The following is a 15,204-nucleotide window of genomic DNA, read 5'->3' on the forward strand; positions in this document are numbered from 1 at the left end:
CGAAGGCGCGCAGCGCAAGCGGCGGGCGGCACAGTGTGAACACGGCAGGCGCGCGAGAAGCGCGGCGGTCTCCAGGCAATGCACCGCATCCCATGCACGCGCAGGGCGCCGCGCCACTGCCATCCTTGCGGACCGGCATCGCGCGCAACCGCCGCCATCCCCACTCCCGGCTTTCAACAGCCGCAGGCTGGTCATCCCCAATTCCGGCTTTTCAGGGCTTCCCGGACGCAGCCGGCGGCGTCGCGGCAGGCGCCGCCGGCGGGCGCGCCGACTCGCGCTCGATCACGTCCACCTTGGGATCCTTCCACGGCCCGGTGACCCGGTAGGTGCGCGCGCCGATGTTGCCCAGTGGCTTGCCGAGCACCGCGTTGGCGGCGGCGCCGACCGCCGCGCCGACCGGCCCGCCGGCCACCGCGCCGACCACGGTCAGCAGATTGCCGGACTTGGGATTGACGTCGATGGTCTGGTCGAACTGCTGGGCGCGCAGGTCGGCCTCGCCGCGCACCTTGATCTCCGCGGCCGGGCCATCGATGACCAGGTTGTCGCTGCGCGCCAGGCCGTCACCGAAACGGATCTGGCCGTCGATGCGGTTGAAGGCGAAGCCCTTGGAGAAGAAGTCGCGGAAATCGAACATCAGCCGCCGCGGCAGTTGCGCCACGCTGAGCAGGCCGAGCACGCGTCCGGCGCCCGGGTTCAGTTCCAGCAACTGCCCATTGCGCGCGGCCACGTCGAGCTGCCCCTGCACCGTGGCCAGCTGCAGGCCGGACGGCGTGCCCGGCCAGGCGGCGCTGAGCGTCAGCTGGCCTTCGCCGCCGCGCACCTGCCCGCCGAAGTCCAGGTTCTGCATCAACTCGCCCAGGTCGCGGCTGTCGACGCTGGCGTTGAGCTGGGTCCGGGCGGTGGCGCCCTTGCCGCGCCAGTCGCCGCTGATGTCGATCTTCTGCTTGTCCGAACGCAGGTGCAATTGGTCCACCTGCATGCCGTCGGCGAGCTTGCGCGTGCGCAGCGAGGCCGCGCCGAGGGTCATCGCGCCGAAGCGCAGGTCGTCCACGTCCAGCGCCAGCGCCGGGATCGTGGCCGGGTCCAGGCTGTCGGCGAACGGGCCGGCCGGGACCGGGCCGGCGCTGCCGGCGACCCCGCTGCCGGCGGGCGTGGCGACCACCGCCGTCGGCGTGCCGTTCGCCACCGGCAAGGTGGCCGTGGCCGAGCGCCAGTGCACCCGCGCCAGGCGTCCGCCGAGCACGCCGCCGTCCTTGGTCGGCACGCTGAGGTCGCCGGCCAGGGCCGGGCCGTCCAGGTGCACGTCGATGCTGTCGGCCTGCGGCAGCAGGCGCAGGCGGGTGTTGTCGAACACGCCGCCCAGCAACAGCAGATGGTCGGCCAGGATCTCGATGCGCCGCAGCGGCATCGGGTCTTCGCCGCCGTTGGCCGCGGCGGCGTTCGGATCGGGGCGGCTGACCACGCCGATCCAGTCGATGGCGTTCAGCGCCGCGGTGCGCCCGCTGACCACCAGGCCGCTGGCCGGCGGTTCGTCGGCGACATGGTCGCTGCCCATCACCACGCGCACGCCGGTCTTGCCGCCCTGGCTGCGCGCGGCCAGCGCCATCAGCTTGCCGAAGGCCACCTCGATGCGGCCGCTGCCGACCGGCAGCGGCACGTTGACCGAGGTCGCCAGCGGCGTGGCCGGCGCCTTGTCCATCGGCGCCGGCATCAGCAGCTGGGTGCCGACCAGGTCCGAGCGCAGCTGCAGCCGGGTCGGCGGCTGCGCGCCGCCGTCGGGGGTCTTGGGCAGACCGACGCCGATGTTCCAGCGCGAGCGGCCCTGCACGTACGGCTTGAGCCAGGCCATTTCCGGCACCCGGTCGAGCAGTTCGTTCGCGTCCAGCGACGCGCTCAGCGCGGCCTCGAAGGCCTGTTGCGGATCCTGCACGCCGTCGCCGGCGCGCAGCGCCAGTTCGCCCTGGTGGCCCTGGTAGGCCACGCTCAGCTTCTGCGCGGCGAATCCGGTATCGCTGTAGTTGGCGCTGCCGCGCATGTCGTCGAAGGCCAGGTCCCAGCGCTTGTCGGCGATATGCGCGCCGAGCAGGTCGACCGTGCCGCGCAGGTGGTGGGTGCCGATGTCGGCGCGCAGCGGCTGCAGCAGGTCGAAGGTGACATCGGCCGGCCCCGACGCGCTGAGCGCATCCAGGGTGTCGCCGTAATGGGCATGCAGCGGACTCTGCCGCAGCATCGCCAGCAGCTTGCCGGTCTCGGCGCGGGTGCTGGCCAGCACGCTGAGCTGGCCTTCCTTGTAGTCGGGCAGCGCCGCCGACAGCTGCTCCACCGGCACCCCGCCCATGCTGCCGCGGCCGTGCACCTCGAAGCCATTGCCGATGAAGGCGACGCTGGCGTCCACGTTCTCCACCGCCGGCCAGTCGTGCTGGAAGCGCACCTTGGCGTCCTCCAGCCGCGCGGTCGCCTCGAAGCGGCCGTTGTGGTCGGCGAACGGCCAGTCGTCCAGGTCGCCGGAGACCAGCGCATGGCCGTCGCGCAGGCGCCCGCCCTGCAGCGCGGCGTCGAGCCAGTCGGTGGCGGCCTTGCTCATCTTGGAATGGACCCAGAACTTCTTCGCCGCCACCACCGGCGCGTCCTGCAGGTCGGCGGCCAGGTCGATCCACGGCCGCGAGCCGTCGTCCTGGAAGCGCAGCCCGCCGCGCACGTCGGCGCCGTAGTCGCTGCCCTGCACGCGCAGCCCCGGGGTCGCTACGCGCAGGCCGTCGCCATCGCGGAAGGCGACGATGCGCCCGGCCAACTGGACTTGGTGGACCACGCCGAAGCCGCTGGGCCAGTCGACGCGGACCGGGCTGCCGGACTCCAGCGCCAGTTCGCCGGCCTGGGCATCGCCGTCGAAGCGGCCGCGCAGCCCGCTCACACCCGGCGCACCGCCCGCCGGCGCGAACGCCAGGTCCGCCAGCCGCCCCTGGCCGTACAACGGACCGCCGGGAACCCCGCTCACCGCCACCTGGGTCAGTTGCACGCGCGGCCGTGCCACCGCCAACCAACTGCGCAGGCTGGGCGAAAGCCGGTCGCTGAGCCCGGCCACTGCGATCAGCGGCGCCAGGTCGAGCCGATCGCCGTACAGAGCGAAATGGCGCCCGCCGGCCACGGTCAGCCCGTCCAGGCGTTGCAGTGCCTGTCCGGCCTGCCCGAACTGCAGTTGCGGTGCATCCAGCCGCCAGCCGCCGTCGATCTGGCGCCAGCGCGCCTTCGCGCGGAAGGTGGTGAAGGCGAGCTGCGGCCGGGTGCGCCCGTCGGCCAGCGGCGCGCCGCGCAGGCGCAGCGCGCGCAGCGTGGCGTCCACGGTCACCCCGGCGACCCGCCGCTGCTGCAGGTCCAGCCAGGCCTGGACGTCGCCGACCCCGCCCTGCAGTTCGATGCCGGCCGCATGCAGCAGGCCGGCCCAGCCCGCCAGTTCCGCCGGGCGCACCGCCAGGTAGGCCTGGCCGTCGCCACTGCGACGGTCCAGGTCCAGCACCGCGGTCAGCGGCGCCTGTTGCAGATCGCTCCAGCCGTGCACGCCCACCTGCAGACGCTCGCCGTTCACGCGCATCCGCAGGTCGATCTTCGGCACCTGCGCTTCCAGGCCCAGCGACGGGGCGTGTACACGCAGGCGTCCATCGATGACCTGCAACTCGCCCAGCCCTTCCAGCGCATCCAGCGGATCGCCGCCCTGCCCCGAGGTCGGCAGGCCCTGCACGCTCCAGTTGCCGTCGTCGGCGCGCAGCAGGGTCAGCGCCAGGCCGCGCAGGCGCAGTTCGGTGAAAGAGCGCCCCGGCAGCAGCCCCGCATACATCGACACCAGCACCTCGGCCTGGCCGATGCGCACGCCGTCGCCGGCACCGATGCGCAGCCCGTCCAGGCGCAGCAACGGACCGCGCCGGGTCCAGGCCGTCTCCAGCCGGTCGAAGCGGATCGGCCGCCCGGCGCGCTCGCTCAGCCACGCCGCCACCTGCTGCGGATGCCGCTCCACGAACGGCAGCGCCTGGCTCAGCGCGCCCACCGCCAGGGCCACGCACACCAGCCCGATCGCCACCGCGTAGAACGCGAAACGGCGAGCCAGGCGCAGGCGGCGGCGCAGCGGGGTGTGCATCAGGTGCGGGGAATGGGGAATCGGGAATGGGGAATCGCAAAAGCAGCACGCGAACTGCTCATTGCCGTGTGAAATTCGGCCGAGGAATCCAGGGACGCGTCAGCGCAAACAGCGCGCTCTTCCCCCATTCCCCATTCCCGACTCCCGAATCCCAGCCTCACAACAACACCACGTCGAACTGCTCCTGCAGGTATTGTTCGTCGGCCTGGAAGCGGATGGTCTTGCCGAGGAATTCCTCCAGCTCGGCCACCGCCGCCGATTCCTCGTCGGTGATGCGCGCCACCACCTTGGTCGAGGCGATCACCAGCAGCCGCGCCGCGTCGAACTGGCGCACCGCGCGGGTGATCTCGCGGAAGATCTCGTAGGTCACAGTCTCGGCGGTCTTGATCGAGCCGCGCCCGCTGCATTCCGGGCACGGTTCGGACAGCTGCCGCTCCAGGCTCTCCACGGTGCGCTTGCGGGTCATCTCCACCAGGCCCAGCGGCGAGAACTCGTACACCGTGGTCTTGGCGTGGTCGCGCGAAAGCGCCTTCTCCAGCGTGCGCAGCACCTGGCGGCGGTGCTCGGCATCGTCCATGTCGATGAAGTCGATGATGATGATGCCGCCGAGGTTGCGCAGGCGCAGTTGCCGCGCCACCGCCTGCGCCGCCTCCAGGTTGGTGCGGAACACCGTCTCCTCGAGATTGCGCTGGCCCAGGAACGAGCCGGTGTTGACGTCGATGGTGGTCATCGCCTCGGTCTGGTCGATGACCAGGTAGCCGCCGGACTTCAGCGGCACCTGCTTGTCCAGCGCGCGGGCGATCTCGTCCTCGACCCCGTACAGGTCGAAGATCGGACGGTCGCCGGTGTACAGCTCCAGGCGCTCGGCCAGCACCGGCATGTACTTGGCGACGAAGGCCTGCAGCCGTTCGAAGGTCTCGTGCGAATCGACCTTGACCTTCTCCACGTCCTTGCGGATCAGGTCGCGCACCGCGCGCAGCGGCAGGCTCAGGTCCTCGTAGATGATGCTGGCCGGGGCGCCGTCGCGGCCGCGCCGCTCGACCACGTTCCAGACCCGCGACAGGTAGGCGATGTCCTCGGCCAGTGCCTCGGCCGGCTGGCCCTCGGCATTGGTGCGGATGATGTAGCCGAAGCCGCCGTGGCTGGCGGCCAGGTCGGCGACCAGGGTCTTCAGGCGCTGCCGTTCGGCCTCGTCCTCGATCCGCGCCGACACCCCGATCACCCGCGACTGCGGCAGCAGCACCAGGTAGCGCGAGGGGATGCTGATCTGCGTGGTCAGCCGTGCGCCCTTGCTGCCGATCGGGTCCTTGACCACCTGCACCACGATGTCCTGGCCGTCGCGCAGCAGCTCCACGATCGGCACCGCGGCCGAGACCGGCAGTGGCGTCGCCTCCTCGGTGTCGCCATTGCCGACCGGCGCCGGCCGCACCACGTCGTTGGCGTGCAGGAACGCCGCGCGCTCCAGCCCGACCTCGACGAAGGCCGCCTGCATGCCGGGCATCACCCGCTGCACCCGACCCTTGTAGATGTTGCCGACCACGCCGCGGCGCCAGCCGCGCTCGATGTGCAGCTCCTGCAGCATGCCGTTCTCGATGACGGCCACCCGGGTCTCGCGTGGTGTGACGTTGACCAGGATCTCTTGCGACATCACAGCACTCCGAAGGTGCGCAGCAGGTGGTGGGTCTGGTGCAGGGGCAGGCCCATCACCCCGGAATAACTGCCGTCGAGACGGCTGACGAAACGTTCGGCGCCGCCCTGGATCGCATACGCGCCGGCCCGCCCCATCGGCTCGCCGCTGGCCACGTAGTCGGCGATGTCGCGCGCGGACAACGCGGCGAAGGTCACCGCCGTGGGCACCAGCACCAGCTCTTCGCGGCCGGCGGCGACCAGCGCCACCGCGGTCATCGCCTGGTGGGTGCGCCCGGCCAGGGCCGCCAGCATCGCCGCCGCATCCTCGGCGTCGGCCGGCTTGCCGAACACGCGATCGTCCAGCACCACCTCGGTGTCGGCGCCGAGCACCACCGCGTCGGCGGCGTCGGCCAGTTGCGCCAAGCCGGCGCGGGCCTTGTCCAGCGCCACCCGGCGCACATAGGCCTGCGCCGACTCGTCGGCCGCGCGCACTTCCGGCACCTCGAGGTCGAGGATCCGGAACGGCACGCCGAGGCGGGTCAGCAGTTCGTTTCTGCGAGGGGAACGGGACGCGAGATACAGCATGGCCGAAGGATAACCCGACCGGACTGACTGAACGATCGCTAATTGCGGGACGATCGCTTCGACCCCGGCGAAGATCACGACGCGTTCATCGTCGCGGCAACACCCTCGCCCAATCGTCACAAGGAGAACATCGATGCGCGCATTGTCCGTCCGCCCGCTGCTGCTGGCCCTGTCCCTCGCCCTAGGAGGCACGATGACCGCCCACGCCCAATCCGCCGCGCCCGGCTACGCCGTGCCCGCCGACGGCACCCTGCTCAACATCGCCGCGCAGGCGGAGGCCAAGCGCGCGCCCGACGTCGCCGCCATCTCCGCCGGCGTGGTCACCCAGGCCACCGACAGCGCCGCGGCGATGCGCCAGAACGCCGAGCAGATGACCAAGGTACTGGCCGCGATCCGCGCCGCCGGCATCGCCGACAAGGACGTGCAGACCAGCGGGGTCAGCCTCAACCCGCAGTACAAGTACGCCGAGAACCAGGCGCCGCAGATCATCGGCTACCAGGCCAACAACTCGGTGAACCTCAAGGTGCGCGACATCGCCAAGCTCGGCAAGGTGCTCGACGCGCTGGCCGCGCAGGGCGCCAACCAGATCAACGGCCCCACCTTCGAGATCGACGACCCGGAGCCGCTGTACGACCAGGCGCGGGTCGATGCGCTGAAGAAGGCGCAGGCACGCGCGCAGACCTACGCCAAGGCGCTGGGCCTGCACGTGCGGCGCATCGTCAGCATCTCCGAAGGCAGCAGCGGCGGCGTGCGCCCGCCGATGCCGATGATGCGCGCGATGGCGATGAAGGCGGAGATGGACAGCACCCCGGTCGCCCCGGGCGAGAGCAGCGTCTCGGTCAACCTGGATGTGGTGTTCGAACTGGGCAAGTAAGCCCGGTCCGCCCCCTCCTTCGCGACGGCGCCTGCGGGCGCCGTCGTCGTTTCCAGTCCGCCGCAGCGCCCCTCGCCAATACGGCACCCGGCCTCGATCGCCGCCGCCTCTTGCCAAAGTGCCCGCGACCGGCGCACTGTCGAAACGCGGACGGGCGCGATGACCCCATCCGTCGCCCCCGTGCGTTTTCCGGTACCGCAGTCCACGACACTCCTATCGCAGAGGTGGATCCATGGTTCGCACGCAACTCCCCGCCCCGTCCTTCCGCATCGACCTGTCCCGGGTCCTGGCCTACAGCACCGCGATCGCCCTGCACGTGCTGGCCGCCCTGTTGCTGCTGCTTCCGCTCTCGCACGTGACCGCGCCACCGGAACCGGCGCAGGTGCAGCCGCCCTGGCAGCAACCCGTGGTGATTCCGGTCACGCCGACGCCGCCCACCATCCCCACCGTCGAGAAACAGCTGCCGACACAGCCGCGCACGCCGACCGCAGTACCGGTGCCGACCCCGACGCCGGCGCCGCTGGTCGACAGCAGCCCGGTGGCCTTGGACACCGCGCCCAATGTCGACCCCACGCCCAGCATCGCCGCGCCCAGCCTGCCGCCGGCCAGCGCGAGCGCGCCGGTGGACGGCATGCAGTTGCAGTACCTGCGCGCGCCGGCCCCGCCGTATCCGCGCGACGCGCTGCGCGATCGCCTGCAGGGCAGCGTGCTGCTGCGGGTGCTGGTCGGCACCGACGGGCAGCCGCTGCAGGTCACTGTCGAGAAGAGCAGCGGCCACCGGGTGCTGGACCAGGCCGCACGCGACCAGGTGCTCAAGCGCTGGGCGTTCAAGCCGGCGCTGCAGAACGGCACGCCGGTGCAGGCGTACGGGCTGGTACCGGTCGATTTTTCGATGGACCGCTGAATCACCCCGGCGCGGCCGGCCGGCATTCGCCGGCCGGCCGTGTTAATCTAAAATTCACGATTTATTCACGATAGATACACCTAGATGAGAGACAGCCGGCCACCAAGACGTCGGCGCTTTCGTCAGAAAGTCACAACCTGCGTTTCCAGTTAGGAGAGAAACTGTGAACATCCCGACCCAACGGCGTGTAACCCGCCGTACGCTGCTGTGTGCCTCCGTCGCCGGCGTTCTCGCCACCCTCGCAGGGCCCGCCGCCTTCGCCCAGGAAGCGGCCACCAATCTCGACCGCATCACCGTCACCGGCTCCAACATCCCGCGCACCGACACCGAGACCCCGTCGCCGGTGCAGGTGGTGACCCGCCAGGAAATCGACCGCACCGGCAAGACCTCGCTGGCCGAGTACCTGCAGACCCTGACAGCCGACGGCGCCGGCTCGATCCCGAAGACATTCGGCAACGGCTTTGCCGGCGGCGGCGCCGGCATCTCGCTGCGCGGTCTGGGCGCCGGTTCCACGCTGGTGCTGTTGAACGGCCGGCGCATGGCCACCTACGGCCTGGCCGACGACGGCCAGAAGGTCTTCACCGACCTGAGCACCATCCCGCTGGACGCGGTCGAGCGGGTCGAAGTGCTGAAGGACGGCGCCTCGGCGATCTACGGCTCCGACGCCATCGCCGGCGTGGTCAACATCATCCTGCGTAGCGATTTCCAGGGCGCGATCCTGCGCGGTTCCTACGGCCTCTCCGGCGACGGCGACGGCGATGCGCGCAAGGCCACCCTGACCGCCGGCACCGGCGACCTCGCCAGCGACGGCTGGAACGCGTTCTTCAGCCTGGACGTGGGCAAGACCGACGCGATCAAGATCAGCGACCGCAAGGACCGCAAGTGGATCGGCACCGGCGACATCCGCCGCTGGGGCTATGCGGCACAGGATGCGCAGTTCCTCGGCGGCGCCTATCTCAGCGGCGGCACCGCCGGCGGCACGGGTCCCAATGGCTCGGTGTTCAACACCGCCGGCCGCTTGGTGGCACTGCCCGGCTGCGCCGGCCTGACCACCATCCCCGGCCAGAGCGACGCCACCGCGCAGGCGCAGGGCTGCCTGTGGGATCCGGCACAGCAGTTCCGCGATCTGACCCCCGAGGAGAAGTACGTCAACGTGTTCGGCCGCGCCAGCTTCGCCTTCGGCGAGGGCGGCGAGATCTACACCGAGATCGGCTACTCGAAGAAGAACACCGTGTTCTCCAATACCCCTTCCGGCGTATCCGGCGGCTGGGGCTACCCGGGTGGCCCGGTCAACGCCAACAGCGGCGCCGGCGCCACCGTGCTCTACGCCGGCCATCCCGACAATCCCCTGCCCTACGCCGCGCGCCTGCGCTACAGCGCCTGGGACGTGGGCCCGCGCGTCACCGACAACACCAACGAGTTCAACCGCTTCCTGGTCGGCGTCAAGGGCAACTGGGGCGACTGGAGCTACGACACCGGCTACCTGCACTCGGGTACCAACCTGGTCAACAAGCGCACCGGCTTCCTGCGCTACAGCGCCGTGCGCTGCGTGCTCGGCAACCCGGCCTGCCCGGCCGGCACCTGGCGGATCGGCGACAACGCCAACCTCAACTCGCAGGCGCTCTACGACTACATCTCGCCGACCATCAGCGCACGTGCCAAGTCCGAACTGGACATGTTCGACTTCACCGTCTCGCGCAGCCTGATGGACCTCAAGGGCGGGCCGCTGGGCCTGGCGCTGGGCGCGGAATGGCGCAAGACCAGCAACAGCCTGACCCCGCAGACCTACACCGATATCGGCGACATCATCGGCCTGGGCTACTCGGCCTACGACGGCACCCAGAACGTCTACGCCGCGCACGTCGAACTGTCGGCACCGGTGCTGGAGCAACTGGAACTGTCGGCGGCGCTGCGCTACGACAAGTACGACGGCGGCGACGGTAAGGCCACGCCGAAGCTGGGCGTTAAGTGGACCCCGGCCAACTGGATCGCGCTGCGCGCCAGCTACGCCGAGGGCTTCCGTGCGCCGAACCCGGCCGAGAACGGCGACGGCGGCCTGGCCGCGTTCTCCAACGCCCGCGATCCGGTGCGCTGCGCGATCGATCCGGCCAACGAGTGCACCGCGCGCTCGGTGGCGATCATCACCCGTCCGAACCCGGCGCTGAAGCCCGAGGAGTCCAAGAGCTATTCGGTGGGCTTCGTGCTGCAGCCGACCTCGACGACCTCGCTGACCGTGGACGGCTGGGAGATCAAGCGCACCAACGAGATCGCCCAGGGCAGTACCGCCGATGCGATCGCCGCCGGCAACGTCCTGCGCGACAGCAACAACATCGGCGGCGTCGCCAACAGCGGCACCATCCTGGCCGTCAACACCGGCTACGTGAACGCGAACTCCTCGCGCGTGCGCGGCATCGACACCGACATCCGCCAGACCTTCGAGATCGGTCCCGGCCAGTTGGAGCTGGACGCGCAGTGGAGCCACCTGCTCAAGTTCGAGCGCACCGAAGGCGACACCACCGTCGACTACGTGGGCACGCACGGCAACTGCGACGTGACCAACTGCATCGGCACGCCGCAGGACCGCATCAACTTCGGCACCACCTGGAAGCAGGGCAGTTGGAGCGTGAGCGGCGTGGTCAACTACATCGACAGCATCGAGAACAAGGATCGCCGCGGCGGCGACTACCAGGCGTTCTACGCCGACGGTACGCCGGTCAAGAAGATCGCCTCGTTCACCACTTTCGATCTGTCGGGCCGCTGGAACATCACGCCTGCCTTCGAACTGAACGCATCGGTGCAGAACGTGTTCGACCGGATCGCCCCGCTGGATCCGACCACCTACGGTGCGGTCAACTACAACCCGCTGCACTTCAGCGGTGCGATCGGCCGCTACTTCACGGTGGGTGCGAAGTACACGTTCAATTGATCGCGAACGTCGCAAGGCCGTAACGAAAAGCCCGGGCGAAAGCCCGGGCTTTTTTTGTTGCCTGAGCGGTGCGCCAGCATCGGCATCACGCACGCATTGCCGCCACGCGCACGCGATCCGCGATCCGCGATCCGCGATCCGCGATCAGGCGCGATGGTAAGGATGATTGGCCAGCATCGCCGCCGCACGGTACAACTGCTCGGCCACCACCAGCCGCACCAGCATGTGCGGCAGGGTCAGCGGCCCCAGCGACCAGGATTCGCTGGCCACCGCCAGCACCTCCGGCGAATGGCCCTCGGGGCCGCCGATCAGGAACGCCAGATCGCGCCCCTGTCCACGCCAGTGCTCCATGCGCTGCGCCAGTTGCTCGGAACTGTGTTGCTTGCCGGGCACGTCCAGCGCCACCACCAGTGCATTCTTCGGCAGCGCCGCCAGGACCCGGCGGCCTTCGTCCTCGATCGCGCGCTGCGCATCGCGGCCCTTGCCGCGCAGGCCGGGTTCGATCTCGACCAGATCCAGCGGCAACCAGTGCGAGAGCCGCTTGCGGTACTCGGCGAAGCCTTGCGCCACCCAGGCCGGGGCGCGCTCGCCGGTGGCGATGAGGCGCGCCTTCATCGCTGCGCGCGGCAGGCGCGCTTCACCAACGCTCGCCCAGCAGCAGGGCGTCGTACATCGCGTCGTCCAGTTCCTGCTCGGCCAGCCGGGCACGCTCCCGCTTCAACCATTGCTTCAGCGTGTCGGCCTGCCGCGCCGCAGCGCGATCGTCGGCACAGGAGCGGATCTCCTCCTGTACCTGCCGCTTGATCTGCGCCAACAGCGCATCCAGGCGCTGCGGCTGCGGCGCGCGCTCGTCTTGAAGACCGTAACGCCCCATGAAGTCATCGACCAGTCCGGCCAATGTCTGCTCGACCTGCCGCAGTTGCGCGGCGAACAGGTCGTTGTAGTCACGGATGCGCTCCTCGGCCATCGCCGCGATGCCGGCCTGATCCAACTGGCCGATTTCCAGTTGCAGTTCCAGCATTGCCAGCAGGTCGTCGTTTTGATACGCCTGGTTGAGCCGCTGCATCAAGGCGGTCTTGCGCTCGCGCTGCTGCGGATCGGGCTCGCGGTCCGGATGCAATGCGGCGACTAGATTGCGGTACAGCGCGCGACGCGTCTGTTGCGGATCGGCGGCGACCTGCGCGGCCTTGCCTGCACCGGCACGGCGGCGCTTGTCGCGCTGCTGGGCGCGCCCGGCCGCATGCGCCTGCTGCGCGTGCAGCCGCTCCTGGATCTGCGCATACAGCGCTTCGGGGGAGTGGATATGCGCCATTTCCTCTTCGGTCAGGCCGAATTCCTCACCGATGACCGACGTCAGCAATGCCTCGGATTCGGCCAGATCCTGGTCGAATCCGAGGGGGCTATGCCGGTCGTAGATGTCCTTCAGGCCATCGTTGTCGCCGTCCCGGATCAACAGCGCAGCCAACTCGCAAATGAGCTCGGACAGATCGGCGCGATCGCGCTTGCTCAACTTGTAGGTGGCATGCGCTGCGTCCAGTTCCCGCAACAACTGTACCTGCGCCGCATCGCGCTCCTGCAGCAAGGGATCGACCTGCTCGTGGAAACGCTGCTCCCAGCGCGGCAGCGCGTCCTGCCACGCATGCAACTGCGCACGGGCGCGCTCCAGACGCTTGACCAGGGAGTCGAAGCGCTTGCGTGCCGGCGTCGCGGGTGTCGATTCGGTCGCGCCGACACGCTTGCTGACCGGCAACGCCTCGCTGCCGACGCTGCGCGCGGGATTGCGCCGCTTAGGCATCGCGTGCCGAGTCGTCGTCGTCGCCCGGCGGCTGGTCGCCGACCGTCCACAGCCGCTCCAGCGCATAGAACTCGCGCACCCGCGGCAGCATCACGTGCACCACCACGTCGCCGAGATCGACCAGTACCCACTCGGCCTCGCGCTCGCCTTCCACGCCCAGCGGCATGACATCCAGGCGCTTGGCGTACTTGATGACTTCGTCGGCGATCGACTTGACGTGGCGGGTGGAGGTGCCCGAAACGATGACCAGGTAGTCGGTGACGCTGGACTTGCCGCGCACGTCGATTTCCGCCACGTCCTTGGCCTTGAGTTCCTCGACTGCCTCGCGGACGTGGGCGAGCAGGACCGGCAGCGGCGGCGGCGGATTGGGGACTTGGGTCTTGATGACGTGGGCTTGACTGGACAAAGCGGCGAACTCGATGGAATGGGGCGAATTATAGGCGACCCCGGCAGGGCGCGTATTCAGCCAGCGGCGGCGGCACCGGACGCATACAGAGCATGGTCGCGGATATAGGCCGCCACTGGTGCCGGCAGCAAGGCCGCCCAGTCCTCGCCGGCGGCGATGCGCGCGCGCACCAGGCTGGCCGATTCGCTGCGCAGCGGTTGCCGCAGGCACCACAGGCGGCCGCCCGGCGTACGGGCCAGCGCCTGCGGCGTGTCGGCCCAGCGTCCGGCCACCGCCTGCGCCAGTTCCGCCGGCACCGCCCGCTCCCAGCCGCTGCCGGCGCGGTCGGCGACGATCAGGTGCGCGGCCTCGAGCAGCGCCCGCCACTCGCGCCAGCCGTTGAAGCCGACGAAGCTGTCGCTGCCGATCAGCAGCGCCAGCGGCGCGTCGGCGCCGAGCTCGGCGCGCAGCTCGCGCACCGTGTCGATACTGTAGGACGCCACGCCCGGCCGGGCCTGCGCACGGCGCACTTCGTGCAGGTCCAGGACCAGCCCCGGCGTATCGGCGATGGCCAGCGCCAGCATCGCGCAGCGCTGCTGCGCATCGGCCCCGGGGGCCGGCCGATGCGGCGGATCGGCCGCCGGCATCAGCCGCACCGGCACCCCGAACGCCTCCCGCGCCGCCCGCGCGATCGCCAGGTGGCCGTTGTGGATGGGATCGAAGGTGCCGCCGTAGATGAGGTGCAGCGGCGGGGAATCGGGAATGGGGAATGGGGAAGAAGCAACAGCCGCAGGCTGCGAGGTCTCTGGCGGGACCACAGCGCCGCTGTTCCCATTCCCGATTCCCGATTCCCGACTCCCGGCGCTCATACCACCAACAACCGCACCGCCCGCGCCTCGGCGATCGCCAGCAGCAGTCGTTCCAGGGCGATCCAGGCATCGCCGTCGGCGCGGCCCTTGGCGATGCGGTCGATGCGGCCGGCCTCGGCGGCGAAACGTTCCCAGCGGCGCGGTTCGGCGTGGCGCTGCAGCGCGCGCTTGAACGGCGCCTGCCGCGACTCCCAGATGCCCTGCCCCTTCATTTCCGCCGCCAGGTTGCCGCCGGCGGCCTGCACCTTGGCCAGCGCCGCGGTACGCAGCAATTCCTTGATCAGGATCGGCAGCAGCGCGGCCACCGCCTCGCCCTCGGCGCGCAGGCCGGCGAGCATGCGCCGCACCGCCGGCGCCTGCCCGCCGAGCGTGGCCTCGGCCAGGCGGAACACGTCGTAGCGGGCGGCATCGGCGACCAGCGACTCCATCGCCGCCACGTCCAGGCCCTGGCCGTCGGCCAGCAGCGCCAGCTTGTCGATCTCCTGCGCCGCCGCCAGCAGGTTGCCTTCCACCCGTTCGGCCAGGCGCTGCACCGCGCCGGCGTCGGCGCGCAGGCCCTTGCTGCGCAGGCGCCGCTCGATCCAGTCGCCCAGTTCGTGCGGCTTGATCGCCCAGGCCACGGCGATGGTGCCGATGCGCGCGACCGCGTCGGCCCACTTACCCTGGTGCGCCTTGCTCCATTCGTTGCAGGTGATCAGCAGCACCACGTCCGGCGGCGGATCGGCGCAGAACGCACTGATGACCTCGCCGCCCTCCTTGCCGGGCTTGCCGCTGGGCAGGCGCAGCTCGATCAGGCGTTGCGCGCTGAACAGGCTGGGCGCATTGAAGCTGGAATACAGCTGGCCCCAGTCGAAATCGCGACCATCGGCATCGAACACCTCGCGCTCGCCGATACCGGCGGCGCGCGCGCGGGCGCGCACCGCATCGGCGGCTTCCAGCACACGCAGGGTTTCCGGACCGGCGATCAAATAGACCGGCTGCAGCGGCTGCGACGCCGGTTGGGTGGCGAGTTGTTCGGGGCGCAGTTCCATGACGACAGCCTACGCTGCTGCAAGCACATACGGCGAACGCCATGCGCCGGCAGCGAACGGCGTGGCCGCCGTGCGCG

The 15,204-nt window shown here is 70.3% G+C and carries 11 protein-coding genes; 3 read left to right on the forward strand and 8 right to left on the reverse strand.

Annotated elements, in window-relative coordinates:
* Positions 1-211 precede the first annotated feature (211 nt).
* From SLW56_RS01670 to SLW56_RS01680, 3 genes are all read right to left on the reverse strand, one after another.
* Positions 212-4,129: a YhdP family protein gene (locus SLW56_RS01670; protein WP_320694262.1), complete on the reverse strand. Its 3,918-nt coding sequence runs from the start codon at positions 4,127-4,129 to the stop codon at positions 212-214.
* 157 nt (positions 4,130-4,286) lie between these two features.
* Positions 4,287-5,777, reverse strand: coding sequence for a ribonuclease G (gene rng / locus SLW56_RS01675; protein WP_010340444.1), 1,491 nt, complete (start codon positions 5,775-5,777; stop codon positions 4,287-4,289).
* On the reverse strand, positions 5,777-6,343 hold the full coding sequence (locus SLW56_RS01680; protein WP_267085084.1) for a Maf family nucleotide pyrophosphatase: 567 nt from the start codon (positions 6,341-6,343) through the stop codon (positions 5,777-5,779). Before SLW56_RS01680 ends, rng begins: the two co-directional genes overlap by 1 nt.
* Positions 6,344-6,476: 133 nt before the next feature.
* Here SLW56_RS01680 and SLW56_RS01685 point away from each other — a divergent pair, with 133 nt between their 5' ends.
* From SLW56_RS01685 to SLW56_RS01695, 3 genes are all read left to right on the forward strand, one after another.
* Positions 6,477-7,217, forward strand: coding sequence for an SIMPL domain-containing protein (locus SLW56_RS01685; RefSeq protein WP_017907288.1), 741 nt, complete (start codon positions 6,477-6,479; stop codon positions 7,215-7,217).
* Positions 7,218-7,449: 232 nt separating this feature from the next.
* Positions 7,450-8,121 (forward strand): energy transducer TonB, encoded by a 672-nt coding sequence (locus tag SLW56_RS01690; RefSeq protein WP_267121154.1) that lies wholly within the window; start codon positions 7,450-7,452, stop codon positions 8,119-8,121.
* A 163-nt stretch (positions 8,122-8,284) separates the two neighbouring features.
* Positions 8,285-11,047 (forward strand): TonB-dependent receptor, encoded by a 2,763-nt coding sequence (locus SLW56_RS01695; RefSeq protein WP_320694263.1) that lies wholly within the window; start codon positions 8,285-8,287, stop codon positions 11,045-11,047.
* Between the two features lie 144 nt (positions 11,048-11,191).
* Here the strand turns inward: SLW56_RS01695 and rlmH are convergent, their stop codons facing one another.
* Genes rlmH through holA form a run of 5 tightly spaced genes read right to left on the reverse strand, consistent with a single transcriptional unit; the run spans position 11,192 to position 15,127 of the window.
* Positions 11,192-11,662 carry a 23S rRNA (pseudouridine(1915)-N(3))-methyltransferase RlmH gene (rlmH, locus tag SLW56_RS01700; protein ID WP_010340439.1) on the reverse strand — a complete coding sequence of 157 codons (471 nt, stop codon included), beginning with the start codon at positions 11,660-11,662 and terminating at the stop codon, positions 11,192-11,194.
* A 22-nt stretch (positions 11,663-11,684) separates the two neighbouring features.
* Positions 11,685-12,842, reverse strand: a complete 1,158-nt coding sequence (locus tag SLW56_RS01705) for a J domain-containing protein (RefSeq protein ID WP_320694264.1) — start codon at positions 12,840-12,842, stop codon at positions 11,685-11,687.
* Positions 12,835-13,248, reverse strand: coding sequence for a ribosome silencing factor (rsfS, locus tag SLW56_RS01710; RefSeq protein ID WP_017907284.1), 414 nt, complete (start codon positions 13,246-13,248; stop codon positions 12,835-12,837). The genes SLW56_RS01705 and rsfS overlap by 8 nt, the downstream gene beginning before the upstream one ends.
* 56 nt (positions 13,249-13,304) lie before the next feature.
* Complete coding sequence (nadD, locus tag SLW56_RS01715; protein WP_320694391.1) at positions 13,305-14,069, reverse strand: nicotinate-nucleotide adenylyltransferase; 765 nt, start codon at positions 14,067-14,069, stop codon at positions 13,305-13,307.
* 23 nt (positions 14,070-14,092) lie between these two features.
* Complete coding sequence (gene holA, locus SLW56_RS01720) at positions 14,093-15,127, reverse strand: DNA polymerase III subunit delta (protein ID WP_017917515.1); 1,035 nt, start codon at positions 15,125-15,127, stop codon at positions 14,093-14,095.
* Between the last annotated feature and the right edge of the window lie 77 nt (positions 15,128-15,204).

The organism is Xanthomonas sp. LF07-6, from assembly GCF_034105445.1.
Taxonomy (GTDB): Bacteria; Pseudomonadota; Gammaproteobacteria; order Xanthomonadales; family Xanthomonadaceae; genus Xanthomonas_A; species Xanthomonas_A sontii.